The organism is Planotetraspora kaengkrachanensis (assembly GCF_016862895.1).
GTDB lineage: Bacteria > Actinomycetota > Actinomycetes > Streptosporangiales > Streptosporangiaceae > Planotetraspora > Planotetraspora kaengkrachanensis.
Window position 1 is genome coordinate 62,976 of record NZ_BONV01000041.1, and the last position, 25,395, is coordinate 88,370.

The 25,395-nt window shown below is 69.8% G+C and carries 29 protein-coding genes; 25 read left to right on the forward strand and 4 right to left on the reverse strand.

The features are described 5' to 3' along the window. Positions 1–304: 304 nt before the first annotated feature. The 3 genes from Pka01_RS32810 to Pka01_RS32820 all read right to left on the reverse strand — a co-directional run bounded on the left by Pka01_RS32810 (position 305) and on the right by Pka01_RS32820 (position 3,273). Positions 305–1,717: an aminotransferase-like domain-containing protein gene (locus Pka01_RS32810; protein WP_203886833.1), complete on the reverse strand. Its 1,413-nt coding sequence runs from the start codon at positions 1,715–1,717 to the stop codon at positions 305–307. Positions 1,718–1,878: 161 nt separating this feature from the next. Then, on the reverse strand, positions 1,879–2,568 hold the full coding sequence (locus Pka01_RS32815; protein ID WP_203886834.1) for an ATP-binding protein: 690 nt from the start codon (positions 2,566–2,568) through the stop codon (positions 1,879–1,881). A gap of 150 nt (positions 2,569–2,718) precedes the next feature. Further along, positions 2,719–3,273 carry a TetR/AcrR family transcriptional regulator gene (locus Pka01_RS32820; RefSeq protein WP_203886835.1) on the reverse strand — a complete coding sequence of 185 codons (555 nt, stop codon included), beginning with the start codon at positions 3,271–3,273 and terminating at the stop codon, positions 2,719–2,721. A gap of 102 nt (positions 3,274–3,375) precedes the next feature. Between Pka01_RS32820 and Pka01_RS32825 the strand changes: the two genes are divergently transcribed. Both Pka01_RS32825 and Pka01_RS32830 read left to right on the forward strand, forming a co-directional pair. Further along, on the forward strand, positions 3,376–3,852 hold the full coding sequence (locus Pka01_RS32825) for a nuclear transport factor 2 family protein (RefSeq protein ID WP_203886836.1): 477 nt from the start codon (positions 3,376–3,378) through the stop codon (positions 3,850–3,852). Positions 3,853–3,994: 142 nt separating this feature from the next. Continuing rightward, complete coding sequence (locus Pka01_RS32830) at positions 3,995–4,390, forward strand: DUF3224 domain-containing protein (protein ID WP_203886837.1); 396 nt, start codon at positions 3,995–3,997, stop codon at positions 4,388–4,390. Between the two features lie 32 nt (positions 4,391–4,422). Here the strand turns inward: Pka01_RS32830 and Pka01_RS32835 are convergent, their stop codons facing one another. Then, the gene (locus tag Pka01_RS32835; RefSeq protein ID WP_203886838.1) at positions 4,423–5,376 is read right to left on the reverse strand and encodes an NAD-dependent epimerase/dehydratase family protein; all 954 of its coding nucleotides are present in this window, start codon (positions 5,374–5,376) and stop codon (positions 4,423–4,425) included. A 176-nt stretch (positions 5,377–5,552) separates the two neighbouring features. Between Pka01_RS32835 and Pka01_RS32840 the strand changes: the two genes are divergently transcribed. The 23 genes from Pka01_RS32840 (at position 5,553) to Pka01_RS32945 (ending at position 25,390) form a co-directional block, all read left to right on the forward strand. Beyond that, positions 5,553–6,245, forward strand: coding sequence for a D-sedoheptulose-7-phosphate isomerase (locus tag Pka01_RS32840; protein WP_203886839.1), 693 nt, complete (start codon positions 5,553–5,555; stop codon positions 6,243–6,245). Continuing rightward, a complete protein-coding gene (locus Pka01_RS32845; RefSeq protein WP_203886840.1) occupies positions 6,242–6,511 on the forward strand; it encodes a HypC/HybG/HupF family hydrogenase formation chaperone in 270 nt (89 codons plus the stop codon). Before Pka01_RS32840 ends, Pka01_RS32845 begins: the two co-directional genes overlap by 4 nt. Next, complete coding sequence (locus tag Pka01_RS32850) at positions 6,498–7,229, forward strand: D-sedoheptulose-7-phosphate isomerase (protein WP_203886841.1); 732 nt, start codon at positions 6,498–6,500, stop codon at positions 7,227–7,229. The genes Pka01_RS32845 and Pka01_RS32850 overlap by 14 nt, the downstream gene beginning before the upstream one ends. 116 nt (positions 7,230–7,345) lie before the next feature. Then, entirely contained in the window at positions 7,346–8,422 is a 1,077-nt protein-coding gene (locus Pka01_RS32855; RefSeq protein ID WP_203886842.1) for an NADH-quinone oxidoreductase subunit B family protein, read from the forward strand. Between the two features lies 1 nt (position 8,423). Then, positions 8,424–10,208 (forward strand): nickel-dependent hydrogenase large subunit, encoded by a 1,785-nt coding sequence (locus Pka01_RS32860; protein ID WP_203886843.1) that lies wholly within the window; start codon positions 8,424–8,426, stop codon positions 10,206–10,208. 51 nt (positions 10,209–10,259) lie between these two features. Then, positions 10,260–10,955, forward strand: a complete 696-nt coding sequence (locus tag Pka01_RS32865) for a NifU family protein (RefSeq protein WP_203886844.1) — start codon at positions 10,260–10,262, stop codon at positions 10,953–10,955. Then, positions 10,952–11,704 carry a DUF5947 family protein gene (locus Pka01_RS32870; protein ID WP_203886845.1) on the forward strand — a complete coding sequence of 251 codons (753 nt, stop codon included), beginning with the start codon at positions 10,952–10,954 and terminating at the stop codon, positions 11,702–11,704. Before Pka01_RS32865 ends, Pka01_RS32870 begins: the two co-directional genes overlap by 4 nt. Continuing rightward, positions 11,701–12,345 carry a DUF6084 family protein gene (locus tag Pka01_RS32875; RefSeq protein ID WP_203886846.1) on the forward strand — a complete coding sequence of 215 codons (645 nt, stop codon included), beginning with the start codon at positions 11,701–11,703 and terminating at the stop codon, positions 12,343–12,345. Before Pka01_RS32870 ends, Pka01_RS32875 begins: the two co-directional genes overlap by 4 nt. Next, positions 12,342–13,847: a hypothetical protein gene (locus tag Pka01_RS32880; RefSeq protein WP_203886847.1), complete on the forward strand. Its 1,506-nt coding sequence runs from the start codon at positions 12,342–12,344 to the stop codon at positions 13,845–13,847. Before Pka01_RS32875 ends, Pka01_RS32880 begins: the two co-directional genes overlap by 4 nt. After that, positions 13,844–14,431: a hydrogenase maturation protease gene (locus Pka01_RS32885; RefSeq protein WP_203886848.1), complete on the forward strand. Its 588-nt coding sequence runs from the start codon at positions 13,844–13,846 to the stop codon at positions 14,429–14,431. The genes Pka01_RS32880 and Pka01_RS32885 overlap by 4 nt, the downstream gene beginning before the upstream one ends. After that, positions 14,425–14,529: a DUF6893 family small protein gene (locus Pka01_RS41670; protein ID WP_373318207.1), complete on the forward strand. Its 105-nt coding sequence runs from the start codon at positions 14,425–14,427 to the stop codon at positions 14,527–14,529. The genes Pka01_RS32885 and Pka01_RS41670 overlap by 7 nt, the downstream gene beginning before the upstream one ends. Next, positions 14,526–14,945, forward strand: coding sequence for a hydrogenase maturation nickel metallochaperone HypA/HybF (locus Pka01_RS32890; RefSeq protein ID WP_239115725.1), 420 nt, complete (start codon positions 14,526–14,528; stop codon positions 14,943–14,945). The genes Pka01_RS41670 and Pka01_RS32890 overlap by 4 nt, the downstream gene beginning before the upstream one ends. Further along, entirely contained in the window at positions 14,929–15,180 is a 252-nt protein-coding gene (locus Pka01_RS32895) for a HypC/HybG/HupF family hydrogenase formation chaperone (RefSeq protein WP_308442308.1), read from the forward strand. Before Pka01_RS32890 ends, Pka01_RS32895 begins: the two co-directional genes overlap by 17 nt. 7 nt (positions 15,181–15,187) lie before the next feature. Next, complete coding sequence (gene hypD / locus Pka01_RS32900; protein ID WP_203886850.1) at positions 15,188–16,315, forward strand: hydrogenase formation protein HypD; 1,128 nt, start codon at positions 15,188–15,190, stop codon at positions 16,313–16,315. Beyond that, a complete protein-coding gene (gene hypE, locus Pka01_RS32905) occupies positions 16,312–17,388 on the forward strand; it encodes a hydrogenase expression/formation protein HypE (RefSeq protein ID WP_239115727.1) in 1,077 nt (358 codons plus the stop codon). The genes hypD and hypE overlap by 4 nt, the downstream gene beginning before the upstream one ends. Before the next feature lie 28 nt (positions 17,389–17,416). After that, positions 17,417–17,809 carry a hypothetical protein gene (locus Pka01_RS32910; RefSeq protein ID WP_203886852.1) on the forward strand — a complete coding sequence of 131 codons (393 nt, stop codon included), beginning with the start codon at positions 17,417–17,419 and terminating at the stop codon, positions 17,807–17,809. Between the two features lie 355 nt (positions 17,810–18,164). Then, complete coding sequence (locus tag Pka01_RS32915; protein WP_203886853.1) at positions 18,165–19,436, forward strand: hypothetical protein; 1,272 nt, start codon at positions 18,165–18,167, stop codon at positions 19,434–19,436. A 1-nt stretch (position 19,437) separates the two neighbouring features. Next, positions 19,438–20,304 (forward strand): hypothetical protein, encoded by an 867-nt coding sequence (locus Pka01_RS32920; RefSeq protein ID WP_203886854.1) that lies wholly within the window; start codon positions 19,438–19,440, stop codon positions 20,302–20,304. Positions 20,305–20,849: 545 nt separating this feature from the next. Then, entirely contained in the window at positions 20,850–21,290 is a 441-nt protein-coding gene (locus tag Pka01_RS32925) for a hypothetical protein (RefSeq protein WP_203886855.1), read from the forward strand. Between the two features lie 57 nt (positions 21,291–21,347). Next, positions 21,348–22,289 carry an alpha/beta hydrolase gene (locus Pka01_RS32930; protein ID WP_203886856.1) on the forward strand — a complete coding sequence of 314 codons (942 nt, stop codon included), beginning with the start codon at positions 21,348–21,350 and terminating at the stop codon, positions 22,287–22,289. A gap of 30 nt (positions 22,290–22,319) precedes the next feature. Then, complete coding sequence (locus Pka01_RS32935) at positions 22,320–23,387, forward strand: tyrosine-type recombinase/integrase (protein WP_203886857.1); 1,068 nt, start codon at positions 22,320–22,322, stop codon at positions 23,385–23,387. Positions 23,388–23,444: 57 nt separating this feature from the next. Beyond that, the gene (locus tag Pka01_RS32940; RefSeq protein ID WP_203886858.1) at positions 23,445–24,548 is read left to right on the forward strand and encodes a beta propeller repeat protein; all 1,104 of its coding nucleotides are present in this window, start codon (positions 23,445–23,447) and stop codon (positions 24,546–24,548) included. Between the two features lie 74 nt (positions 24,549–24,622). Next, the gene (locus Pka01_RS32945; RefSeq protein WP_203886859.1) at positions 24,623–25,390 is read left to right on the forward strand and encodes a MerR family transcriptional regulator; all 768 of its coding nucleotides are present in this window, start codon (positions 24,623–24,625) and stop codon (positions 25,388–25,390) included. Positions 25,391–25,395: the final 5 nt, after the last annotated feature.

The window sequence follows — 25,395 nt, forward strand, 5'->3', positions numbered from 1 at the left end:
GGAGTTGGCGACAAGGACCGCGGCGCGGCCGAGCTGCTGACCACTGCTGCGCCCGGCCGATATCCAACAGGAGCTGCCGACCGGGCCGCTGCAGGGCGCGTACGACCCGAGCCGGCACGACGCGGCGTTGTTCGCGTTCTTCGCCGGGATGGCCGAGTCCGAGCCGCTTCTGCCCGTATCCCGGCTGGGCCCGGGCCTGGAGGACCGCGGGACCGCCTTTGCTTGCTGGCGACCTCGATACACGACGCATCCGGCGAGGTCCAGGCCAAGAGCGAGAATCTTCTTTCGAACGGGACAGCTTCGATCAGCGTGTGCCGGCGGCAGGTTCGTGGGTGGACGCGAGTCGGCGTGCGGCTTCGATCAGCTCGGCGCGGTCGGTGGTGGCGGCGAAGCCGAGGCGCAGGTAGGCCGCCGGGAGTTCAGTGGCGAAGTAGCGGTTGCCGGAGCTGACGGCGACGCCGTGCTGGCGGGCCATGTCGGCGATCACGGTTGCGTCGGTGCCGTATGGCAGGCGGACCCACAGGTGGAGTCCGCCCGTGGGGATACAGGTCAGAGTCCAGCCGGGAAGTTCGTGCGTGACGGCGGCTGCCAGTGCCCCGCACCGCTCCCGCAGTGCTGCGGCCAGGGTGCGGACGTGCCGTTCCCACGTGGGGGAGCTGAGGAGTTCCAGCGCTGTCTCCTGGAGTGGGCGGCTGACGAAGAAGTCGTCGACCAGGCGGATGGCGCGCAGGCGTTCCATCACCGGGCCTCGGGCCACCAGGGTGCCGATGCGCAGGCTCGGCGCCGCGGGTTTGGTGAGTGAAGTCAGGTAGACCACGGTGCCATCGCAGTCGTCGGCCAGCAGGGGCGGCGGCACCGGCGCGCCGTGACCGAGGTGACGTGCGAAGTCGTCCTCGATCACGAATGCGCCTGCTGCTCTGGCCGTGTCGATGATCTGCCGGCGGCGTTGTGGCGCCAGCACGGTGCCTGTGGGGTTGTGATAGGTCGGCTGGCAGTACAGCAGGCGTGCGCGGGTCCTCGCGAAGGCGTCGGCGAGGAGGTCGGGCTGCAGGCCGTCGGCGTCCATCGGTACTGGTACCGGGCGCAAGCCGGCGGCCCTGGCGGCGGCTATCGCTCCCGGATAGGTGGGCGACTCCATCAGGATGGGGTCACCCGGTCCGGCGATAGCCCGGAACGCCATGGACAGGGCGCTCTGACCGCCGGCTGTGACCAGGATGTCGTCCGCGCTCGCGCCGCCGCCGGCCATGGTGGCGAACACGCTGCGCAGGGCCGTCAGGCCACTGGTGGGGGCGCGGTCCCATGCGTCGGGGCGTCGTGCCGCGCGGGCCAGCGCCGCGGTAAGGATCTGGGTGGGCTGGAGCGAACGATGTAGGTAACCGCCGTCCAGCATGATCGTCCCTGCGGGTGGCGCTCCGTATGTATCGGTGAGGATGCTCGTGTCCACGGTCCGGTCGGCGAGGGTGACGGTCTGCCAGGCGGTGTCGGCGACCTCGGTGCGACGCTGGGCGCGTGCTGCCACGTACGTGCCGCTTCCTGGACGGCTGATCACCAAGCCCTCGGCAGCGAGCGTGGCGATCGCCTGCGACACGGTGGCGGGGCCGACCTGGTAGCGCCGGATCAGCTCCCGGCTGCTGGGCAAACGGTCGCCCGGCGACAGCCGGGCGATCATCGCGCGCATTCTTGTCGCCAACTCATCAGAACTGCTACTGTCCGACATGGATAATGACGATAGCGCTTCCATGGTTTTCTGCAGAATCGCTTCTGGAGGTCGCGGCCCTGCAGACCGCATGACCACCCGGTGATCGTGCCGCCTGCCCGGTCGGATCATCGCTGGTCAGCGCCATATCCGCCCGGTTTTCGGCGAGTACTACGCGCGTTTCAGCCGTCGGACAGGTCGGCGTCGGCGACGTCGAGGTTGCGCAGACCGTCGAGGACGCGCAGCATCGTCATCTCATCCGGCCCCGCCGCCCGTTCGGCCGGCGGGTGCCGCCGCACTCTGCGGGGCAGCGTCCTGTGCGCGTCGCCCTGAGCGGCGGCCGGGCCCTTCCCGTGACCGAGTGCGGCCGTGACGCGGGCCGGCCTCGCGGCGGGCCGCGTCAGAGCCGCCGGCGGAAGAGGAAGCTCGCACCAGACGATCTTCCCTCGGTCGCGCGCGGTGTAGTGGCCCCAATTCGTCGACAGCATGCCGACGAGGGCGAGCCCGCGGCCGCCCTCCGCGGAGAGGTCGCTCTCGGCCACCATCGGCGCCGACTCGCTCCCGTCCCACACCTCGATGAACAGGCTGCACGAGCCGGAGGAGACGCGCAGCCGGAGGGCGACCATCCGCAGCGCGACGGGGAACATGGACGAGGCCATCGGGGCGTTGCGTACCTCGTTGGTCGCGTGCACCGCGTTGGTCACCAACTCCGACACCAGGAGTTCGGTGGTGTCGGCGAGGTTGGCCAGTTCCCACCTGCCGAGTTGACAGCGCACGAAGGCCCGGGCCCGCCTCGGCGCCGTCAGCGCCGAGCCGAAGACCCGGTCGGCGACCCGCCGGTCACCGTGGGAGGAGAACGGTGAGGTCAACATCCCCGGAGTGACTCCTGGACGGCCCCGGCGGGCGCGGGCTGCGGGAGCAACCGAGGAAGACGCATGCCTCCGATCATCTGTCATGGAAGGTTGGGAAGTGACGGGGTTTTCAGGATTCAGACAAGTTTCTTGTCGGATGTACTCGTGTCGTCACCGTGCGGGACGAAGCCCGTCGAACATGATGTCGAGCGCCTTCCGCCGGACGTCCGCGCTCACGCGCTCGGCCGCCCTGGACGCGCCGACCAGCAGCGCGATCAGTTCCTCCGGGCCGATGTCCGCGCGGACGGCACCGGCCTGCTGCGCGCGGGTCAGCAACGTACCGACGGTCGCGGCCAACTCCGTCCCGACCACGGACGGCACCCCGTTCCCCGCGGCCTCCGACAGCACGTCGGCGTACGCGCTCTGCGTGGCCGCCTGCTCGACCGCGTAGGTGAAGAAGCCGTAGAAGGCGGGACCGGCCTGTGCCTGCGACAGCGCAGCCGCCTTGTCGGCCAGCCTGCGCACCCGGGCGAGGAAGACCGCCTCGATCAGGGACTCCTTGGCCGGGAAGTGACGGAAGACGGTGCCGATGCCGACGCCGGCCTCCCTGGCCACATCCTCCGTGGAGGCCGACACCCCCTGGGCCGCGAAGACCGCCTCGGCCGCTTCGAGGATCCTGGCACGGTTGCGCTGCGCGTCGGCGCGCAGCGGGCGCCCCTCACCCATTGACAAACGGAGTCGTCGCTCCGTATTTTCTAAGCGGAGTCACGACTCCGAGTGTACGGCACGCCGTCAGGCCCCAGGGAAACCACGAAAGGAACGGGACCCATGACCCTCACCGCACGCGACGCCTTCACCCGATGGCAGGACACCGTACTGTCCGGCTTCGCCGGCCCACAGACGGGCCCGGCGGGCCCGGACGGCGCCGCGGCCGCGACGGGGGACACGCAGACGGCCTACGGCGACGACCTCGCCGACGACCTGGTGGTCGAGTGGCCCTTCAACCCTCCGGGACGGCCCCGCCGCGTCGAGGGCCGGGCCGCGTTCGAGGCGATCGCCGGACCCGGCCGGGCGGCCCTGCCCGTGCGGTTCGAGGGCTTCCGCGACCTCGTCGTCCATGAGACCGCCGACCCCGAGGTGATCATCGCCGAGTACGTTCTCGCGGGCACGGTTCTCACCACCGGCCGCCAGGCGTCGGCGGCGTTCGTCACCGTACTCCGCGTCCGTGACGGCAAGGTCGTCCACGTCCGGGAGTACCAGGACGTGGCGGCCATGGCCGCGGCGCTCGGGGAACTCCCCGGATGACCCTGACGGCCCCGCGACGACACTGCGACAACACTGCGAGACACTGCGACGGCCTCGCGACGAGTGTCCAGGCGCGGCAGGTGACCGTGATCGCCGTCGGAACCTGACGGCGGATGACAGGAATGTGCGGCAGAGTCGAGCCATGACGAATCACGCGACGGGCATGTTCGACATCACCGGCTGGGAAGAGGTGGCCACCGAGGAGAAGACCGGCGCCACCATCGGGCGGACGCGCGTCACCAAGGCCTTCCGCGGCGACCTCGACGGCACCAGCACCACCGAGATCATGACGGTCGCCACCGAGGCCGGCCCCGCCGCCTACGTCGGCATCGAACATGTCGAGGGAACGCTCGGCGGCCGCAAGGGGACCTTCGTCCTGCAGCACAGCGCGGGCGGTGACGACGACGGCAACCCCTGGATGCGCTGGCTGGTCGTCGCCACCTCGGGCACGGGCGAGCTCACCGGTCTACGCGGCGAGGGCCGGATCGAGATCCTGGAGGACGGCGGGCACGCCTACACCCTCGACTACACCCTGTAGCAGGGCAGAGGGCGGCCTCCCGCGCCCCCCGCTCACGCTCCCGCGAGCAGCCTGTCCTCCTCCTCAGGAGACAGGCCCACCTCCAGCGGCGGCAGGCCCCGCTCACGATCCCAGGCCAGGACATCGGCGGCGGTGACGGACAACGGCGTCGCCGGCATGCCCGCCTCCCGGGCACGCGCCGCACTGCGCTGGAACGTCAGCTCCCAGACCGGGTCGGGGCGCACCAGCGGGAAACTCGGCAGCGATTCGGCCGGCACCGGCACGATCTCGACGCGGGTGCCGGCCACGTCCGCGCACGTCTCGATGAGCCCGGCCATCGTCACCGGCTCGGCCGGGCCGACCGCGTTGTAGGCCCCCGGCCGGTCATCGGCGAGCAGGCGCAGCACGAGCCGGGCGAGGTCACGCGAGTCGACCACCTGCACCGGCTGTCCGGGGCGGCCGGGCAGGGCCACCCGCCCGCCGCGCGCGGCCCGGCGCACCCAGTACGTGAACAGTTCCTGGTTGTCGTACGGCCCGGCCACGACGCCCGGCCGTACGATCGTCGCCCGTCGCCCGAACCTGGCGACCAGGTCGTCCTCGCAGGCCACCTTGAGCGGCCCGTAGGTGTCGGCGCCGATCTGTTCGGTGTCGCGCTCGGCGGGAAGGCGGGGCGCGTCCTCGTCGGAGCCCGGCCCGCTGCCGGGCCGGTAGACGGCGTTGCTGGAGATGAACAGGTACCGCCCGACCCGATCGCGGAGCGCGTCGCAGGCCTGCCGTACATGGCGGGGCACGTAGCCGCTGACGTCGACCACCGCGTCCCAGGCGCCGTCACGCAACGCCGCGTAATCTCCCGTGTCGCGGTCGCCGAGCCGCCGCGGCACGTCGGGGAACAGTTCGGAGCCGGTCCGGCCGCGGCCGAAGAGCGTCACGTCGGCGCTGGTTTCGCGGGCCGCGTCGACGATGGCCCGTCCGACGAACGAGGTGCCGCCCAGAATCAGAATGCGCATGGCGCCGGATGGTAGTCGCCCCCGCCCGCCTGTCCGCGCGATGACCCACATGCCGATGATCTGCCGGGTCGGGAGCTTAGGTCCGCGATAAGAGCTTTACTCGGGGTTGTGACGCTCGAGGTATCTCGTCCTCGGACACCCACCGTAGCCTGACGACTACCGTCAAGGAGCGCCACATGCCCGTCGCATCGATCCAGCAGGTCGCACGTGAGGCCTTCGCCCGCCGGGACACCGCCGGCGGCGCTCTCGCGCGCGACGCGGAGCTGATCACCCGCGCGGCCCGAGACATGGCCGCGCGGTTCCGTCGTGGCGGGAAGCTCGTGGTGTTCGGCAACGGAGGGGCGGGCACCGACGCCGCTCACGTCGCCGTCGAGTTCATGCATCCCGTCATCGTGGGCAAACCGGCGCTTCCCGCTCTGGCACTCAGCAACGACGCCGCGACCGTGTCCGCGGTGGGTGCGGACGAGGGGATGACCGAGGCGTTCGCCCATCAGGTGCGCCACTGGGCGGACCCGGGCGACGTCGCGCTCGGCATCTCACGGGACGACCGGGCCGCCGCCGTACGGCGGGGCCTCGAGACCGCCCGTGAACTGGGCCTGCTGACGGTCGCGCTGACGGGAGACCGGCAAGCGCCGCCCACGCACCCGGAGAACCCGGTGCACGCGGCGAACACGGGAAACACGGGAAACACGGGGAACGCCGCAGAGGCGGTGCAGGCGGCGGCGGGCCGGGCCGGGCATGCCGACCACGTTATCGCGGTCGCCTCGGCCGATCCCGCCGTGATCAAAGAGATCCACGTCACGACCTATCACCTGCTGTGGGAACTCGTCCACGTCTTTCTCGAACAGGGCGGGGAGGCCCTCACATGAACGAAGGTTTCGACGGTTTCGACGATGCTGACGAGCCGGACGACGGCTGTCACACCGGCTCCTGCGTGACGTGCTCCGACGAGGCCGTGCCCGTCACGGTCGTCCGCCTGAAGTACCGGGACATGGCGGTCGTCGACACCGGCGGCGGCGAACCCGAGGAGGTCAGCGTGGCGCTGGTGGAGACCGCCGTGGGCGACACGATCCTGGTCCACGCCAAGGAGGCGATCGCCGTCGTCACCAGGGTGGACGACGATGGGTGCCGCTGAGGAGCCGGCGCACGGCACAGGAACGCGGGAGCTGTACCCGTTCCTCTACGAGGCCTCGACCGATCCGGTCCCGGTCTGGGCCGACGCCACCCGGTCCTCCGAGGGCAAGGCCACCGAGATCGTGTTGCTGCGCCGCCGGATGGCCGAGTTGTGCGGCGACCGCGTCGCCGGCTGCGCCGAGCAGATGGCCGCCGCCTTCGCCTGCGGCGGGCGGCTGTTCACGTTCGGCAACGGCGGCAGCAGCACCGACGCCCAGGAGGTGGCCACCGCGTTCCTGCGGCCTCCCTCCGGCCGCCCGCTGCCCGCGTTGTCGCTGACCACCGATGTCGCCGTCGTGACCGCGCTGTCCAACGACGTGGGTTTCGACGCCGTCTTCGCCCGCCAGATGGCCGCGCTCGGCCGCACCGGGGACATCGCGTTCGGGCTGTCCACCAGCGGGGGATCGGCGAACGTTGCCCGTGCCTTCGAGGAGGCGGCGCGCCGGGACATGCTCACGGTCGGCCTCGCGGGCGGGCAGGGGGGCATGCTCACCGAGCTCTCGGAGAACGGGGTGCTCGACCACCTGTTCGTCGTCCCGTCGTCGTCGGTGCACCGCATCCAGGAGGCCCAGACGACGGTCTACCACGTGTTGTGGGAGCTCACCCAGCACGTCCTGGCCGGCCCGGCGAAGGGATCACCACAGCGTGCCGCGGCTCTGCCGGCCTCCGGCCCACCGTGACCTGAAAGCACACCGCTGCTCGCGCTGCGGCCGTGACCAGCCACCAAGCATCCGAACGCTCGCCAGCACACGCCATCGCACACGCCATCGACACGGTATCGAGACGGGGAGGCGTCATGACAGCGCCGACGAAGTCAGCGACCAGCAAGCAGCGCAAGCAGGAAGAGCCGGTCGTCCACGTTCTCTGGATGAACGCCGGACTGAGCTGTGACGGCGATTCCGTGGCCCTCACCGCCGCGACCCAGCCGAGCATCGAGGACATCGTGCTCGGCGTCTTCCCCGGGCTGCCCAAGGTGGCCGTGCACTGGCCCCTGATCGACTACGAGTCCGGCCCGATGCAGGGAGCCGACGCCTTCATCGAGTGGTTCTTCAAGGCGGCGCGCGGCGAACTCGACCCGTTCGTCCTCGTCGTCGAGGGATCCATCCCCAACGAGTCGCTCAAGCGGGAGGGCTACTGGACCGGTTTCGGCAACAACCCCGAGACCGGCCAGCCCATGACGGTCGCCGAATGGCTCGACCGGCTCGCGCCGAACGCGACGGGCATCATCGCCGCGGGCACGTGCGCCACCTACGGCGGAATCCACGCCATGGCGGGCAACCCGACCGGAGCCATGGGCGTGGCCGACTACCTCGGCTGGGACTGGCGGTCCAAGGCCGGGCTGCCCATCGTCAACGTCCCCGGCTGCCCCATCCAGCCGGACAACATGTCGGAGACCCTGCTCTACCTGCTCTACCAGCTCGCCGGGCAGGCGCCGATGATCCCGCTGGACCAGGCGCTCCGCCCGGCCTGGCTGTTCACCGCCACCGTCCACGAAGGCTGCGACCGGGCCGGCTACTACGAGCAGGGCCAGTTCGCCACCGAGTACGGCACGCCCGAATGCCTGGTCAAGATCGGCTGCTGGGGACCGGTCGTGAAGTGCAACGTCCCCAAACGCGGCTGGATGAACGGCCTCGGCGGCTGCCCCAACGTCGGCGGCATCTGCATCGCCTGCACCATGCCGGGATTCCCGGACAAGTTCATGCCCTTCATGGACGAACCGCCCGGCGCGCACGTCTCCTCGACCATCAGCGAGGCCTACGGATCGGTCATCCGCACGCTGCGCGGCTTCACGTTCAGAACCGTCGACAAGGAGCCGAAGTGGCGCAGGAAGGGCCGCGAGCTGCTCACCGGATACAAGGCGCCCTGGAGCTGATATGACCTCATCGGAGCAAGGCCGTGACCTGGTCGAGATGGCCTGGGATCCCATCACCCGGATCGTCGGCAGCCTCGGCGTCTACTGCAAGATCGACTTCGCCAACCGGCAGGTGGCCGAGTGCTACAGCACCTCGTCCATCTTCCGCGGCTACAGCATCTTCATGAAGGGCAAGGACCCCCGCGACGCCCACTTCATCACCAGCAGGATCTGCGGGATCTGCGGCGACAACCACGCCACCTGCTCGGTCTACGCCCAGAACATGGCCTACGGCGTACGCCCGCCGCACCTCGCCGAATGGATCATCAACTGCGGCGAGGCCGCCGAATACATGTTCGACCACAACATCTACCAGGAGAACCTGGTGGGCGTGGACTACTGCGAGAAGATGGTCCGCGAGACCAACCCCGGCGTCCTGGCCAAGGCCGAGCGGACCGAGGCGCCGCACGCCGAAGACCACGGCTACAAGACGATCGCCGACATCATGCGCTCGCTCAACCCCCTCGAAGGGGAGTTCTACCGCGAAGCGCTCGTCATGAGCCGCCTCACCCGCGAGATGTTCTGCCTGATGGAGGGCAGGCACGTACATCCCTCCACGCTCTACCCGGGCGGCGTCGGCACGGTCGCGACCGTGCAGCTGTTCACCGACTACATGACCCGGCTCATGCGCTACATCGAATTCATGAAACGGGTCGTACCGATGCACGACGACCTGTTCGACTTCTTCTACGACGCGCTGCCCGGCTACGAGAACGTCGGCCGTCGCCGCGTCCTGCTCGGCTGCTGGGGCAGCCTCAACGACCCCGACCACTGCGACTTCACCTACGAGAACATGAGCGACTGGGGCCGGAAGATGTTCGTCTCACCCGGCGTCATCGTCGACGGCCGGCTGCTGACCAACGACCTCGTCGACATCAACCTCGGCATCCGCATCCTGCTCGGCAGCTCCTACTACGACGACTGGGCGGGCGCCACCGACCCGTTCGTCACCCACGACCCGCTCGGCAACCCCGTCGACGTCCGCCACCCGTGGAACCAGCACACCATCCCGCGGCCGCAAAAACGCGACTTCACCGACAAGTACAGCTGGGTCATGTCGCCCCGCTGGTTCGACGGCAAGGACATGCTCGCCCTCGACACCGGCGGCGGCCCCATCGCGCGGCTGTGGTCCACCGCGCTCAACGGCCTCGTCGACATCGGCTACGTCAAGGCCACGGGCAACAGCGTGCTGATCAACCTGCCGCGGACGGCGACCAAGCCGGAGAAGACGTTCGAGTGGAAGATCCCGACGCACAAGGGCGAACCGCTGTCCAACGCGCTCGAACGCAACCGCGCCCGCTCCTACTTCCAGGCCTACGTCGCGGCCTGCGCGCTCCACTTCGCCGAACAGTGCCTCAACGAGGTACGGCAGGGCCGTACGCAGACGTGGGAGCCGTTCACCGTGCCCGAGGAGACGATCAGCTGCGGCTTCACCGAGGCGGTCCGCGGCGTGCTGTCCCACCACATGGTCATCAGGAACGGCAAGATCGCCAACTATCACCCGTACCCGCCCACGCCGTGGAACGCCAGCGTCCGCGACAGCCACGGCACGCCCGGGCCGTACGAGGACGCGGTGCAGAACACGCCCATCTTCGAGGAGAACTCCCCGGAGAACTTCAAGGGCATCGACATCATGCGGACGATCCGCAGCTTCGACCCCTGCCTGCCGTGCGGCGTGCACATGTATCTCGGCGAGGGCAAGCTCCTGCAGACGCTGCACAGCCCGCACGCGTTCACCACGCCGTGACCGGCTGATCCACCCACGACAGGGACGACCGACGGAAAGGAAGCCGGGCAGATGCCCGAAGGCAGCGACCACGACAACACGGCCGGCACCGGTGAGCCCCCAGTGGACATCAACGCGGTTGACGTCCACGCGGCGGGCGCCCGCGTCGAGGCGCTCATCGCCGAACTCGGCTCACCGGACACGCGGGCGAAGGCCGAGGAACTCGTCCGCGTCCTCGTCGGCCTGTACGGCGAGGCCCTCGAGCGCGTCATGCGGATCGTCACCGGCGCCGAGGCCGCCGACGTCCTGCACCGGCTCACCACCGACGACCTGGTCTCCGGCCTGCTCATCGTGCACGACCTCCACCCGCTGGGCACGGCCGACCGCGTGCTGGCCGCGCTCGAGGAGGTCCGGCCGCATCTCGGGCTGCACGACGGGGGAGTGGAACTGCTCGGCGTCGACCCCGCGGGGGTGGTCCGGCTGCGGCTCGAAGGCACCTGCCACGGCTGCCCGTCCTCGCGGCTGACCGTCGCCGGAGCCATCGAACGGGCCATCATCCGGCTCGCCCCCGAGGTCACCAGGGTCGACGTCGACGGCCTGGACGACCTCGACGAGCACGCCGGCCACGGCGCCGTACACGGATCCTCGCACGTCAACGGATCAGCGGACGGCTCAGCGGACGGAGGCGGCCGCGCCGCGGACCGGCCGCTCCTGCAGATCCAGCGGCGCCCGCCTGGCCCCTGCCCGGTGCCGGAGGAGGTCGCATGACCGGCAGCGGACTGCGCCGCTTCCGCGAACCCCCGCCGCCGGCACCCGAACCACTGAGCGGGCCGGCGGCCGGACCCGCACCGGCACGCCACACAGTCGAGCACACGGGCACGGCTGGGGACACTGCCGAGCACACGGCCGAGCACACGGCCGAGGGCACGCGGTGCGAACTGTGCGCCCAGCCTGCCGGCGGCGACCACGGCCACGTCGTCGACATCGGCGACCGGGCCCTGCGGTGCGTCTGCCCCGGCTGCCACCTGCTCTTCGCGCCCGCCGCGCAAGGCCGCTACCGCGCCGTGCCGCGCCGCTACCTGCACGCCCCGGCCTTCCGGATATCGGCCGTCGACTGGGACGAACTGCAGATCCCGGTCCGCACCGCGTTCTTCTTCCACAACTCCGCACTCGGCCACGCCGTCGCGTTCTACCCCAGCCCCGCCGGCGCGACCGAGTCGCTGCTGCCGCTCCAGGCGTGGGAGCGGATCCTCGCGGCCAACCCCGAGCTTCCCGGAGCCGAGCCCGACGTCGAGGCGCTGCTCATCGACCGCGACGCCACCGGGACGTTCGCCTGCCACCTCGTGCCGATCTCCGCCTGCTACGAACTGGTCGGCCTCGTCCGGCTCCACTGGAAGGGGTTCGGCGGAGGTGAACAGGCGTGGGCCGCCATCGACGGGTTCTTCGCCGGACTCCGGCGGCGCGGCCGCGCCGTGCCGTACGAACCGGGCGGCGACCCGGAAGGTGGGCACCCATGAGCGAGACACGGTTCGACTGCCTGGGCGCACGCCCCGAGCCCTACGCGGCCTCGCCCATCATGAACTTCCGGCTGCGGATCACCGACCCCTCGCCGGTACACGCCGTCCTGCTGCACTGCCAGCTGCGCATCGAGCCGCAACGCAGGAGGTACGGTCCCGCCGAAGCGGAACTGCTCGGCGACCTGTTCGGCGAACCGTCCCGATGGGGGGAGACCCTCAAGCCGCTGCACCTCGCCGGCGTCTCCACCATGGTCCCCGGCTTCGAGGGGTCCGCCGAGATCGACCTGCAGGTGCCGTTCACCTACGACCTCGAAGTCGCCGCAGGCAAGTACTTCGCCGCGCTCGACGAAGGCGAGATCCCGCTCATCCTGCTGTTCAGCGGCACCGTCTTCGTCCAGACCGACGGCGGCTTCACCGTACGGCAGGTGCCGTGGCACTGCGAATGCCGCCACCGGCTGCCGGTCACGGTGTGGCGCGAGCTCATGGACCGCTACTTCCCCGGCTCCGGCTGGCTGATGCTGCGGCGCGACACCCTGCGCGCGCTGCACCGCTACAAATCCGAACACGCCGTCCCCACCTGGGACGACGCCATCGACATGCTGCTGGGCGAAGCCCGGGGACTCAGGGAGGCCCAGAAGTGACCACCCCCATGGAAATCGCCCGGCGCGTGGCCGACGCCGTCCTGTACGAGGGCTACCTGCTCTACCCGTACCGCGCCTCGGCGGCCAAGAACCGGCTCCGCTGGCAGTTCGGCGTGCTCGTCCCGCCCGGCTACTCGGTCACCGCGGAACCGTCCAAGAGCGTCACCGAATGCCTCCTCGAAGCCGCGGACGACGACGCGGACATCCACCTGCGCCTGCGGTTCCTCCACATCAGGTCCCGGACCGTCGAGGAGCTCACCGTCGACGGCGGCCACCGCACCGTCCCCGAGCTGACCAGCGGCGAGACCGTGTACCTCGGCTTCGACGACGCGACCGAACGCGAGGCGGAGGCCGTCCTCCCACTGCGCGACCTGCTCGCAGAAGAGCACTCCGTCGACGTCCAGGTCGCCGGAGACCGGACCGCTGAGCCGATCCTGTCGCCAGAAGGCGAACCCGTGGGCCAGGTGGTGCTGCGGCAACAACCCCTCGACGCACGCCTCCGCGTCTCGGCCACCCGCCTGAGCGGGCCGTACGGGCTGGTCAGACTGCACGTCGAAACGAGGAACACCAGCTCCTGGGACCAACCGGGCGCGCCACGCGAAGAGGCCCTGCGCCGGTCGCTCATCGCGACCCACCTGCTCATCGGCACCACCCGCGGCGGATTCGTCTCCCTGATCGACCCGCCGGAATGGGCACACCCCGCCGTCGACGGCTGCCGCAACCAGCACGTATGGCCGGTACTCATCGGCGACCCCGGCGACCGGACGCTGATGTTGTCCTCGCCGATCATCCTGTACGACTACCCGGGCATCGCTCCGGAGAGCCAGGGCGACATGTTCGACTCGACCGAGATCGACGAGATGCTCCACCTCCGGGCGATCACCCTCACCGAGGAGGAAGCCAGGGAGGCGGCCGCGACCGATCCGCGCGCGGCCGAGATCCTCCGCCGGGCCCAGGACCTGCCTCCCGAACTGCTCGAACGACTGCACGGCGTCATCAGGTACCTGGGCGCGCCGTCGCCTTCCACCGCTGCGGCCGGGCACGGCGCGCTGGCCGGCTTCCCCGGATTCGCGGACGTCGCCCCGGCCGCGCCCGGAAACGGGCCCGCGGGCGAGTACGGCGCCGATCCCGGAGACGCCCTCCTCGACACCACGCACTCAGGCGGTTCCGCCACGATCCCCGGCGCGCCCTGGTGGGATCCGGGCGCCGACCCGCACGTCTCCCCGGAGACCGACACCGTCACCGTCTCCGGAGTCCAGCTCACCAAGGGCAGCCGCGTCCGCCTCAACCCCGGCACCCGCCGCGCCGACGCCCACGACATGTTCCTCGCCGGAAAGGTCGCCCACGTCGAAGCGGTGTTCCTCGACGTCGACGGATCCCGGCACCTGGCGGTCACCCTGGCCGACGACCCGGCCGCCGACCTGCAACGCATCCAAGGGCGTTTCCTCTACTTCGCCCCCGACGAGGTGGAGCCGCTCGGCGACGAGGAGGCGCACCCATGAAGATCCTGGTCGCGGGAGTGGGCAACATCTTCCTGCGCGACGACGGGTTCGGCGTCGCCGTCGCCCGGCACCTGGCCGACGCCGACCTGCCCGAACAGGCACAGGTCGCGGATTTCGGCATTCGCGGCATCCACCTCGCCTACGAACTCACCAGCGGGGGCTACGACCTCACCATCCTGGTCGACGCCACCGCCCGCGGAGGCGCACCCGGCACCGTCTACGTGCTCGAACCCCCACCCGAACTCCAACGCGGCGCCGCCCTCGTCGACGCCCACGCACTCACCCCCGAGACCGTCCTCGCCCTGGCCGGGACCTTCGGCGGGGGAGCGGGACAGGTGCTGATCGTCGGCTGCGAACCCGCCGACACCTCACCCGGCATGGAACTCACCCCGCCCGTCGCCGACGCCGTGCCCAGAGCCGCCGCCCTCGTCGCCGACCTCATCGACCAGCACATCGGCCAGGACCTCGGCCAGGACCTCGGCCAGGACATCCACAAGCGCGTCGACAAGCGCGTCGACGCCGACCACACACCCGCCGGCACACCCACACGGTCACCGGCCCAGCAAGAGGAGCGGACATGTTGAGACGCCTCATCATCGGCGCAGCCGTCGTCGCCGCCGGAGTCCTGGTCTACCGGGCGATGCCCGACCTCAAGAGATACATGGAGATCCGCAAGATGTGACACCCCACGCCACCCACCAGGAAAGGCAGAACATGCACGAGTTCGGAATCGCCGAATCCATCCTCGCCGCCATCGAACAACGCGCCGCCGGCCGCCGCGTCCGCCAGGCACGCGTACGCGCAGGCGCGCTGCTGCGCATCACCGAACCCGCGATCAACCAGGCGTTCACCATGGTCGCGCAAGGATCGTCGGCCGAAGGCGCCCACGTGGACCTGGTCATCGTCCCGGCCCGGCTGACCTGCCGATCCTGCGGCCAGACGACGACCTCACCCGACCCGTTCGCCATCTGCCCGGGCTGCGGCGGCGCGGACGTCCACACCGAGGGCGGCGACGACCTCATCCTCGAATCCATTGAGATGGCGGAGGCCACCCATGTGCCTGGGAATCCCCGGCGAGATCGTGGAAATCCTGAATGACCACCCCGACCTCGCCATGGTCGCCGTCAGCGGCGTACGACGCGCGATCAACATCGGCCTGCTCGAGAACGAGACCGTCGCCCCCGGCGACTGGATCCTCATCCACGTCGGCTTCGCCCTGTCCAAGATCGACGAAACCGAGGCCAAGGCCGCTCTCGACTTCCTCGAAAGCATCGGCCAGGCCTACGACGACGAGATCGCGGCGCTCCGAGAATCCATGATCGAACAGGGGTGACACCTGAATGCGCTTCGTCGACGAATACCGCGACGCCGACACGGCCAGAGCCCTGGCCGCCCGGATCACCGCACTGTGCGAACCCGGCCGCGCCTACAAGTTCATGGAGGTCTGCGGCGGCCACACCCACACGATCTACAAGCACGGCCTCGAGGACTACCTCCCGCAAGCCGTCACCCTCGTCCACGGCCCCGGATGCCCCGTCTGCGTCATCCCGATGGGCCGCGTGGACGACGCCATCCACATCGCCTCACAGCCCGACGTCATCATGACCTCCTTCGGCGACATGATGCGCGTCCCCGGAGGCACCGGCTCGTTCCTCGACGCCAAGGCACGCGGCGCCGACATCCGCATGGTCTACTCACCACTCGACGCCCTGAAGATCGCCAAGCAGAACCCGTCCAAACGCGTCGTCTTCATGGCCATCGGCTTCGAGACCACCGCACCGTCGACCGCCATGACCGTCCTGCGGGCCAAGGCCGACGGCGTCGACAACTTCTCGGTCTTCTGCAACCACGTCACGATCATCCCGGCCATCAAGGCCATCCTCGACTCACCCGACCTGCGGCTCGACGGCTTCATCGGCCCCGGCCACGTCTCCACCGTCATCGGCTGCCGGCCGTACCGGTTCATCGCCCGCGACTACCGCAAACCCATCGTCGTGGCCGGATTCGAACCGCTCGACATCCTGCAGTCGGTCCACCAGCTCCTCACCCAACTCGCACAGGACCGCTGCGAGGTGGAGAACCAGTACGCCCGCGTCGTGCCCTGGGACGGCAACCCCAAGGCACTCGCCGCCATCAGCGAGGTCATGGAACTCAGACCCCACTTCGAATGGCGCGGACTCGGCTTCATCTCCCAGTCCGCCCTCAGGATGAGCGCCGCCTACGCCCGCCACGACGCCGAACGGATCTTCCGGATCCCCGGCGGCCGCGTCGCCGACCCGACCTCCTGCCAGTGCGGCGAGGTCCTCAAGGGCGTGCTCAAACCCTGGGAGTGCAAAGTCTTCGGAACCGCCTGCACGCCGGAGACGCCGATCGGCACCTGCATGGTCTCCTCCGAAGGAGCATGCGCCGCCTACTACAACTTCGGGCGCTTCTCCCGAGAGCGCGTCAAGGAGGCGACCCGCCAGTGACAGGCGACACCGGCCTCGAGGAGCAGGTCCTCGAACGCATCGAGCGGGCCCGCCGCCGCAAGGCCCGCGTGCGCGAGGAACACATCACCCTCGCCCACGGCGCGGGCGGAAAGGCGACCCACACCCTGATCGAAGGGGTGTTCCTGGAGTCGTTCCGCAACCCCGCCCTCGAGCCGCTGGAGGACGGCGCCGTCATCGACGAGATGGCCTTCACGACCGACTCGTTCGTCGTCACGCCGCTGTTCTTCCCCGGAGGCGACATCGGCGACCTGGCCGTCAACGGCACCATCAACGACCTGGCCATGTGCGGCGCCCGGCCCCGGTACCTGTCGGCCGGATTCATCCTCGAAGAGGGCTTCCCGATCGCCCACCTGCGGCGCATCGCCGCGTCCATGGCCGCCGCGGCCGAAGCGGCAGGCGTGCACATCGTCACCGGCGACACCAAGGTCGTCGAGCGGGGGAAGGCCGACGGCTGCTACGTCGTCACCGCGGGCGTCGGCACGCTCGAGCGGCCCACCCGGCTCAGCGCCGCCGCCGCACAGCCCGGCGACGCGGTCATCGTGTCCGGGCCCATCGGCGAGCACGGCATCACGATCATGCTCGCCAGGGGAGAGCTCGACATCCAGGCCGACCTCACCTCCGACACCGCGCCGCTGAACGAGCTCACCGCCCGGCTGCTGGACGCCTGCGCGGACGGCGACGTCCGCTGCCTGCGCGACGCCACCCGCGGGGGAGTGGCCACCGTCCTCAACGAGATCGCCGAAGCATCAAAAGCGGCAATTATCGTGAATGAGGACATAATTCCGGTTCGTCCCGACGTACGCGGGGCATGTGAACTCCTAGGCATCGACCCGCTGTACGTCGCCTGCGAAGGCCGGATGATCGCAATCGTGGCCCAGGCGTCCGCCGAGGCCGCGCTCACCGCGCTGCACTCGCACCCCCTCGGCCGCGAAGCCGCCATCGTCGGCCGGGTCAACGACGACCCGCCCGGCCTCGTCCTGCTGAAAACCGCCTTCGGCGGGACCCGCATCGTCGACATGCTCGTCGGTGACCCGCTACCGCGGATCTGCTGAGATCCGCCGACCCCGGGGGGAGTCGGACATGGCCAAGACCACCAAACCCGGCCGATTCGAAGGCAAACACCAGCACGGATTCTCACCCGACGTCGGCAAGGTCAGCGAAGAAGTCGTCCGGGCAGGCGACCTCGCCTTCCGCAAACCGACCGCCGACCAGGGACCCGGCCGCGAAGTCGGCTCCACCGAACGCCACGGCGTCCCCTCCACCGACGTCAACGCCTCCTCACCACTCGGAGTCGGCGTCAGCACCACCACCCGCGCAGAAGAGATCGCGCACAAGAAGGAAACCGCCTACCGGCGACACGGCATCCACGACAGAACCGGCCGGCCGTACGGAGGATCCGCTCCCGGACACGGAACAGGCGTCGGCCGGCCGCATCTCGTCTCCGACGAGAGCGAGTCCCGCACGACGACCTGAGCCACCGAGAACCGACCACCCACGTCGCCGTCCCGGCTCCAGAGCGACACCTCCCGAGCCGGGACGGCGACGCACGGCCACGTACGTCCCCACCCCTGATCCCCGAACGTCGCGCTCCAATCCGCCACGACCAGGCGGACCGCCGGGGGACAGGCGGGAACCCCAACCAGGCGACCGGTACCGCCCGCCCCCGGACACAGCACCCGCCCGCCCGCACACGCGCCCCGGGGGCCGATCACGGGCCGATTTGAGTACGGGCCTACTCAGGCGCAGCCACCACTCTCCGTCGCAGGATCAGAGCCACACCCCTCCGCGCCCACCCTCAGAACGGCAATCCCAGGACGGAGACGACGCGATGGCTGTCGTCCTGATCATCATCACCCTCGGCATCCTGCTCGGCCTGCTCGCCCGGCGAATCCGCGCACGACGCGCCACCACCCCGCTCACCATCGCCGAGACCACCCCGACGTTCAACGTCGTCGCCCTCGGCCTGCAGGGCTCAGGCAAAACGCTCCTGCTCGCCAGCATGTACCACCGGCTTAAAAGCCCCGCAGGCCAGTGCTACTTCATCACCGCGACCCGCGACGACGTCCTGCAACTCAACGAGTGGTACCTGCAGATGGCCGACACCGCCGCCACCGGAGCATGGCCGCGCGGCACGGCCAAAGGCGAGACCCGCCACTTCACCTTCACCGTCAAGACCCACATCGACGGCGCGCCACACCCCATCCTCAACCTCAGATACCTCGAATACGCGGGGGAGCTGCTCACCGACCTCCAGGACGCGGGCTCCACCAAACAGAAGGAACTGTTCGCCCACATCGACTCCGCCGACGCCCTCATCGGAGTCCTCGACGGCTACCGCATACGACAGCACGCCGACGGCCACCCCGAAGGCCCGCTCCACCTCGAACGAACCCTCAACGCGCTCCTGCCCGTCATGCTCGAGGCCTCGGCCCCCATCAGCTTCGTCATCACCAAATGGGACCTGCTCGCCGACCTCCACCCCGACGAAGACACCCGGCTCAGCATCGTCCGCAACCTGCTCACATCCAACGACCACTTCCGCTCGCTCATCACCCTGCACGGCGCCACCCGCGTGGTCCGCCTCATCCCCGTCAGCGCCGTCGGGCCCGGCTTCGCCACCATCGACCCGAACGGGGAGATCGTCAAAACCCCACAGGGCGCGGTGCAGCCGACCAACGTCGACGTGCCCCTGTCCGCCGTCGTCCCCGGCCTGTTCGAACAGATCGAATCCCGCCTCGACCACGACAGCATCGCCGCCATCAGAGCCGAGGTCGACCGGCGCACCCGGCAGGGCGCCCTCGAGGCATTCGCCTCACTCACCACCTTCGCCGGCCAACTCGCCGGCCGTACCGTGCTCGCCCTGCTCGGCACGCCCACCGCCGCATTCGGCGACACCATGCTCGGCTTCTTCCTCGACTCACGCATGGGAACGCCGCCCGACGAGGACCGGGCACGCCTCAGCCGCGAACTCAACGACGCCGAACAGCGCCTCGAAAACATCCAGCTCGCCCGCAGACGCGTCATGTACGACATGCGCCGCAAGGTGGACGCCCTGGAAGGCCGACTGCCGTACTCACGGCTGACCGAAGGGGGATGGTGACATGAGCGCATACGCCTGGCCGTTCCTCGTCGCGCGGGGACGGCGCCTCGGATACCGCACCATCCTCGCGCCCGGCTTCCTGATCTCGGCGGGGGAGCACGGCATACTCGACGACACCGTCGTGCCGGACACCCAGGAGGACCGGGCGACCGTCGTCGAAACGCAGACGTCTTCCGGCCACAGAATCTCCATCGTCCACGCCACCCACCTCGTCACCGCCGAGGACGTCGCCGAACCCGGAACGGCGCCGGCTGAACGCGCACCCCGCGACACGCACAGCCGGCCCCTCCAGTTGATCTACGGATTCGTCTGCGCGGGCGGGGGAGCAGCCCCACCAGACCCCGACGACCTGCGCATCTGCCGCGAGGCTTCCCTGTCCGCGTACAGGAGGTTCCTCGCGGACGAGGAGGCGTTCCGGGTGGAGGCCGGGCACGGGTTCGCCCTGCGATCCCACGTCAGGGAGCCCGAGGAGATGACCCGGTCGTCGATGCCGGGAATCGAGACCGCCGACACGGCCATAAGCACGAAAATGCCGTCACGCGCCGGCGTCGCGATCCTCCTGGTCGGCGCCGTGACACTGATCAGCGTCGTGATCCTGGCCATGATGCGGCTCACGGCGACACCTGAGCCGGCCATCCCATGCCCGACACCCACCGCGGCGGTCGCGGGTCAGACCCTGCCGGCGAAGCAACCCGCAGCGGGGAAGCCCGGCCTCAAACCCAAGCAGTCCTGCATCCCACAACCCCCGGGAGAGAAGCCCCAACCGAAGAAACTTGACATAATGTTCCTTATCAAGCATTTCCAGAAGCACCCCATCCGCCATGATCACGCGCCAAAGGTGACGCCTCATGCGCGCTTACGCGCGTGATCATGCACGGGTTCGTGCGCAGGCCCGCCGACCTCGCCGCCACGTAATGGTGATCATGCATACCGTCGGGCGTGCGCACGGCGACCTGCGGCAACCCGCTTCGTGAGCATGCACGGTTTCGCCAGCACGTATGAAGAGCTGCCGTTTCATCGTCCGCGACCATGCACGAGCTGTATGGCGGCCATTTTCAGGGCCGGCCCAGGCGCACGGACGTCTCAGCTACGCTCGGTGCCCCGCCCCTCAGTTGAGCTTGTGGTGGTTTGGGTGATCTGGAGTTCGGTACCGAGCCGCAGCCTTTACAATGTAGATTAATAATCGGAATCATGCATGATCGTGAGCCACATAACCGCAGGTCAACGTATATCCCTCCGAACCTGCGCATGATCACGAAGCGGGTTGCCGCAGGTCGCCGTGCGCACGCCCGAGGGTGTGCATGATCACCCCAAGGCATCTCCGACCTCAACCCCCAATAGATCTCCTACATCTCCTACATCTCCAGGCTCAGGGGGTGGGGTTATGGGTGGGCGAAGCCGTACGATCACGGCATGTTCGGCTTCAAGGTCGGGTTCGTCGTCGTGGTGCTCGCCCTGTTTCTCGCAGTGGCCGTGCTCGTGGTCGTGCTGGCCGCCATCCGGGCGGGCGCGCGGCCCAGCGCGTCACTCGGCTGGCGTTCACCCGGCCTTCCACCGCCGATCTCGGCCGACCTGCAGAACCGGGTGCGCGTCCTGCTCGCCGAGGGACGGAAGGCCCAGGCGGTCAAACTCGTCAGGGCGGAAACCGGGATCGTCCCCAAGGAAGCCAAGAACGTCGTGGACGCCATCGCCTCCGGGCAGCCCATCCCGGGAGCCGCCCCCTCTCCAGCCGATCTGGCCTCGCGCGTCCGCGAACTCAAGGCGTCCGGTCGTACCCATCAGGCCGTCATGCTCGTCCGCGACGAAACCGGAATGGGACAAGAAGAGGCAGAAGCATTCATAAATGCCTTATGACTCCGATACCGGACAGAAGGTGAATTCTGTTCGGTATGAGAGTGGCAGGCTTCGTACATGCACGACGACCTCATGAGCGACCTCGCCGACGCCGAACTCGCGGAGTTCATCAGGACCACCCGCACGAATCCCGGACCACCGGCCCGCGACATCGGCCCCACCGCCCTGCGCGACGGCCAGCGCCGTCGTGCCATGGCCGCGCCCCGTGGCCCGTCACTCCCCCTCGTCGACGACATCATGATCGGCGAGCTGCCCGTACGGCTCTACCGTCCCGCGGCCGGACCGCTCCCGCTCGTCGTGTTCCTGCACGGCGGCATGTGGACGATCGGCGACCTGGAGTCCCACGACCGGGCCTGCCGCCGCCTCGCGGCCGCCGCCGAGGTCGCGGTGCTGGCCGTGGACGTCCGCCGCGCGCCCGAACATCCCTGGCCGGCCGCGGTCGACGACGCGGTGGCCGCCGTCCTATGGGCCGATCGGCACCGGGACCGGATGGGGGCCCTCGGCGTCCCGGCGGTCGCGGGTGACAGCTCGGGCGGCAACCTCGCCGCGCTCGCCTGCATGCGCCTGCGCGACGAGGGTGGACCGACTCCCCTGGCGCAGATCCTGATTTATCCGAACACCGATCTGACCTTGTCCCAGCCCAGCGTCCTGGAGAAGGGCACCGGGTGGGGCCTCGACGCGGACGCCGTCGCCTGGGGCGCGGAGATGTGGGTCCCCGAGGGGGCGATGCGGGCCGATCCTCGGGTCAGCCCGCTCCACGCGCCCGATCTGGGCGGCCTGCCTCCGGCTCTGGTGGTCACGGCCGAGCACGACCCGCTGAGGGACGAGGGCGACGCCTACGCCCGGCGTCTCACCGCGGCGGGTGTGCCGGTGAGACATCACTGTGAGGCGAAGATGGTTCACGGGTTCCTCACGCTCGACGCGGTCTCTCCCGCCGCCGCCGCGGCGGGCGACAGGCTCTTCACGCGGGTCGCGGAGCTCCTCCACGCCGCTGCCTGAATGTCGGTGGACACCGGTACGGTTTCGATCATGCTGCCCGCTCAGGTGAACCGGCTGACCGTGGAGGAGGCCGCCGACCGCTATGTCGATCTGGTCAGGGCCAAGACCGTGACCGGGGCGCTGTCCCCCGCCACAGCCGAGGTCTACGCCCGTGACGTCACCACCTTCGTACGGCTGGCAGGCCCGGGCCGGGTGCTCGACGACCTGACCGGTGAGGACGTCGACGCGGTGCTGCTGGCCTTCGCGACGAAGCCCGACGAGCGGCGCCGGGCTGACGCTCCACGTGAACAGGCGCATGTGCAGAGCGCGGCGTCGCAGGGGCGGTTCCGCCGGTCGGTGTCGGCGTTGTTCAAGCACGCAGCGTCGGTGGGCTGGGTGCAGCTGAATCCGATGTCCACGGCGTCGGTGACCGCGCGGGAACGCGGCGGCCTGCGGGCCGAGCGCCGCGCGTTGACGAAGGAGCAGGCCGAGGGTCTCATCGGGGCGGCCCGCTCCCCCGCGCAGGTTCCCCCGCGCCGGAGCGACCAGCGGACCGACGTCCGCGACGCCCTGATCGTGCTGCTGCTGGCGACACTGGGGCCGAGGGTGTCCGAGCTGGTCAGAGCCAATGTGGAGGACTTCTACACCAACGACGGCGTGCGTTACTGGCGGATCTTCGGCAAGGGCGGCAAGACGAGGGACGTGCCGCTCCCCCGTGACGTCGCCGAGGTGTTCGACGCCTACCTGACCGTGCGGGCGCAGGAGCGGGACAAGGCGTTGTTGTTGTCGTGGCGCGGCCGCAGGCTCGCGCGGGGCGACGTCCAGGCGGTCATCGACCGGGTGCAGCGGCGGGTCGATCCCGGACGGCGGCGCAGCGTCACCCCGCACGGGTTACGCCACACCACGGCGACGCATCTGCTCGCGGACGGCACGGACATGGACGCGGTGCGCCGGGTTCTCGGGCACAGCGACCTGTCCACGCTCGGCCGCTATCGTGACGAGCTTCCCGGTGAGCTGGAGGTGGCGATGCGCTCGCATCCGCTCCTGCGCGACGCGGACGGCCACAACGGCCATGACCCCCAAGACAGCTCGGGCGGCGGTGCGGCCGCAGACGGGTGAACCTGCCGCGAACGAATCCCGCCGAGTTGGAGTCCAACCTGTAAACAGGGAGGGCGCATGCGGTGTGTGCTGGTGGCGGGAGCGGCGGTCGTGGGGTTGACCGGGGCGGTGCTCGTGGCGCCGCCCGCCGGGGCGGTGGTCGAGCCCGCCGGGGCGGGAGCGGCGAGCCAGGCCCCGCCCGCGTGGAAGCTGGTCAAGGTCAACGCCCTGCCGAGAGACGACGTGCTCAACGACGTGGCCACGCTGAAGAACGGCTCGGTCTGGGCGGCCGGCCACCGGGTGGTGAACGGCAAGGTGAAGGGCGTCGTCGAGCGCTTCGACGGCAAGCGGTGGACGCTGCTGCCCGGGGTGCCTGCGGCCGACCTGACGGCCATCGCCGCGAGTTCGCCGAAGAGCGTGTGGGTGTTCGGGCAGGGCAGGGCGTCCCGGTGGAACGGGAAGTCGTGGACCACCCGGTCGCTGGGCAAGCGGTTCTCGGCCGCCGACACCGACGCGCTGAACGTGAAGGACGTCTGGGCTGTCGGGGCCCAGACGGCCTCTGCCCGGCACTGGAACGGCAAGTCCTGGCGCAGCTTCGCACTCCCCGGCCAGGCGAGCGCGGTCGACATCTACAAGGCGCGTGACGTCTGGGCCGCGGGACTGAACGGGTCACAGCCGACGATCATGCGGTGGCGTGGGGGTTCGTGGAAACCCATCGCCCTTCCCCCGGTGACGCTGCCCTCACCCGACGCGGAAGTGGGTTTCCGGGACCTCCTGGTGATGAGTCCGGAGAACGTCTGGGCGGTCGGCGGGATCAGCTGGGAGGGCGCGAACGAGGAGGGTGACGACGTCACGTTCAGCCGTACGCTCCTCATGCACTGGAACGGCACGAAGTGGACGACTCTCGTGGGGAAGACCGGCGGCCAGCCGTACACCCAGGTGACGCCCGACGGCACAGGCGGGGTCTGGGTCGTGCAGGGTGCGTGGAACGCCACGTTGTGGCATGTCACCAGATCGGGGTGGAAGAGCACGCCGCTGCCGCGCAGGCCGGGGACGGACGCCGTGTTGTCGTCCGTGGCGCGGATACCGGGTACGGCGACGACGTGGGGCGTGGGGTTCACGGTGCCACAGAGCGACCCCGACGATCCGTCGGCGAACGGTGCGTTCTGGCGGGCTCGCTGATCCGCCCTGGGACGCTCGGGTTGACCCTCACGTGACGTCAGGCCACACGCTTGATCCTGAAAGGGGGTGGACCCATGGGTTATTCGGTCGGGCAGGTCGCCGCGTTCGCCGGGGTGACGGTGCGCACGCTGCATCATTACGACGAGATCGGGCTGCTGTCGCCGGGTGAGCGGACCAGGGCGGGATACCGGCGGTACGCCGAGGCGGATCTCGACCGGTTGCAGCGGATCCTGTTCTATCGCGAGCTCGGGTTCTCCTTGGAGGAGGTCGCCACCATCCTCGACGAGCCGGGCGCCGGCCCGATGACGCACCTGCGTCGCCAGCACGAGTTGCTGCGGCGGCGGATCGGCAGGCTCCAGGAGATGGTGGCGGCGGTGGAGAAGGCGATGGAGGCGCAAACGATGGGGATCTCGCTGACCCCGCAGGAGCGGTTCGAGGTGTTCGGCGACTTCGATCCGGATGAGCACGCCCAGGAGGCCGAGGAGCGGTGGGGCGGCGGCGACGCGTTCGAGCAGAGCCGCCGCAGGACGGCCGCGTACACGAAGGACGACTGGCTGAGGATCAAGGAGGAGGGTGGTGCGTTGCTGACGGCGTTCGCCGAGGCGTTCGAGGCGGGTGTCCCGGCCGACGCCGAGCAGGCGATGGACGTGGCCGAACGGCATCGTGAGCACATCAGCCGGTGGTTCTACGACTGCTCCACCACGATGCACCGGGGCCTGGGCGACATGTACGTCGCCGATCCCCGGTTCGCGGTGAACTACGAGCGGGTCGCGGTGGGGCTGGCGGCGTACGTGCGGGACGCCGTGCACGCGAACGCGGACCGGCGCCGCGACGACGCCTGAGCCGG

What these genes read in the sequence shown, in the direction of transcription:
- Pka01_RS32810 (WP_203886833.1), bottom strand. Translation starts at nt 1,717, where the DNA reads ATGTCGGACAGTAGCAGTTCTGATGAGTTGGCGACAAGAATGCGCGCG.
- Pka01_RS32815 (WP_203886834.1), bottom strand. Translation starts at nt 2,568, where the DNA reads ATGTTGACCTCACCGTTCTCCTCCCACGGTGACCGGCGGGTCGCCGAC.
- Pka01_RS32820 (WP_203886835.1), bottom strand. Translation starts at nt 3,273, where the DNA reads ATGGGTGAGGGGCGCCCGCTGCGCGCCGACGCGCAGCGCAACCGTGCC.
- Pka01_RS32825 (WP_203886836.1), top strand. Translation starts at nt 3,376, where the DNA reads ATGACCCTCACCGCACGCGACGCCTTCACCCGATGGCAGGACACCGTA.
- Pka01_RS32830 (WP_203886837.1), top strand. Translation starts at nt 3,995, where the DNA reads ATGACGAATCACGCGACGGGCATGTTCGACATCACCGGCTGGGAAGAG.
- Pka01_RS32835 (WP_203886838.1), bottom strand. Translation starts at nt 5,376, where the DNA reads ATGCGCATTCTGATTCTGGGCGGCACCTCGTTCGTCGGACGGGCCATC.
- Pka01_RS32840 (WP_203886839.1), top strand. Translation starts at nt 5,553, where the DNA reads ATGCCCGTCGCATCGATCCAGCAGGTCGCACGTGAGGCCTTCGCCCGC.
- Pka01_RS32845 (WP_203886840.1), top strand. Translation starts at nt 6,242, where the DNA reads ATGAACGAAGGTTTCGACGGTTTCGACGATGCTGACGAGCCGGACGAC.
- Pka01_RS32850 (WP_203886841.1), top strand. Translation starts at nt 6,498, where the DNA reads ATGGGTGCCGCTGAGGAGCCGGCGCACGGCACAGGAACGCGGGAGCTG.
- Pka01_RS32855 (WP_203886842.1), top strand. Translation starts at nt 7,346, where the DNA reads ATGACAGCGCCGACGAAGTCAGCGACCAGCAAGCAGCGCAAGCAGGAA.
- Pka01_RS32860 (WP_203886843.1), top strand. Translation starts at nt 8,424, where the DNA reads ATGACCTCATCGGAGCAAGGCCGTGACCTGGTCGAGATGGCCTGGGAT.
- Pka01_RS32865 (WP_203886844.1), top strand. Translation starts at nt 10,260, where the DNA reads ATGCCCGAAGGCAGCGACCACGACAACACGGCCGGCACCGGTGAGCCC.
- Pka01_RS32870 (WP_203886845.1), top strand. Translation starts at nt 10,952, where the DNA reads ATGACCGGCAGCGGACTGCGCCGCTTCCGCGAACCCCCGCCGCCGGCA.
- Pka01_RS32875 (WP_203886846.1), top strand. Translation starts at nt 11,701, where the DNA reads ATGAGCGAGACACGGTTCGACTGCCTGGGCGCACGCCCCGAGCCCTAC.
- Pka01_RS32885 (WP_203886848.1), top strand. Translation starts at nt 13,844, where the DNA reads ATGAAGATCCTGGTCGCGGGAGTGGGCAACATCTTCCTGCGCGACGAC.
- Pka01_RS41670 (WP_373318207.1), top strand. Translation starts at nt 14,425, where the DNA reads ATGTTGAGACGCCTCATCATCGGCGCAGCCGTCGTCGCCGCCGGAGTC.
- hypD (WP_203886850.1), top strand. Translation starts at nt 15,188, where the DNA reads ATGCGCTTCGTCGACGAATACCGCGACGCCGACACGGCCAGAGCCCTG.
- Pka01_RS32910 (WP_203886852.1), top strand. Translation starts at nt 17,417, where the DNA reads ATGGCCAAGACCACCAAACCCGGCCGATTCGAAGGCAAACACCAGCAC.
- Pka01_RS32915 (WP_203886853.1), top strand. Translation starts at nt 18,165, where the DNA reads ATGGCTGTCGTCCTGATCATCATCACCCTCGGCATCCTGCTCGGCCTG.
- Pka01_RS32920 (WP_203886854.1), top strand. Translation starts at nt 19,438, where the DNA reads ATGAGCGCATACGCCTGGCCGTTCCTCGTCGCGCGGGGACGGCGCCTC.
- Pka01_RS32925 (WP_203886855.1), top strand. Translation starts at nt 20,850, where the DNA reads ATGTTCGGCTTCAAGGTCGGGTTCGTCGTCGTGGTGCTCGCCCTGTTT.
- Pka01_RS32930 (WP_203886856.1), top strand. Translation starts at nt 21,348, where the DNA reads ATGCACGACGACCTCATGAGCGACCTCGCCGACGCCGAACTCGCGGAG.
- Pka01_RS32935 (WP_203886857.1), top strand. Translation starts at nt 22,320, where the DNA reads ATGCTGCCCGCTCAGGTGAACCGGCTGACCGTGGAGGAGGCCGCCGAC.
- Pka01_RS32940 (WP_203886858.1), top strand. Translation starts at nt 23,445, where the DNA reads ATGCGGTGTGTGCTGGTGGCGGGAGCGGCGGTCGTGGGGTTGACCGGG.
- Pka01_RS32945 (WP_203886859.1), top strand. Translation starts at nt 24,623, where the DNA reads ATGGGTTATTCGGTCGGGCAGGTCGCCGCGTTCGCCGGGGTGACGGTG.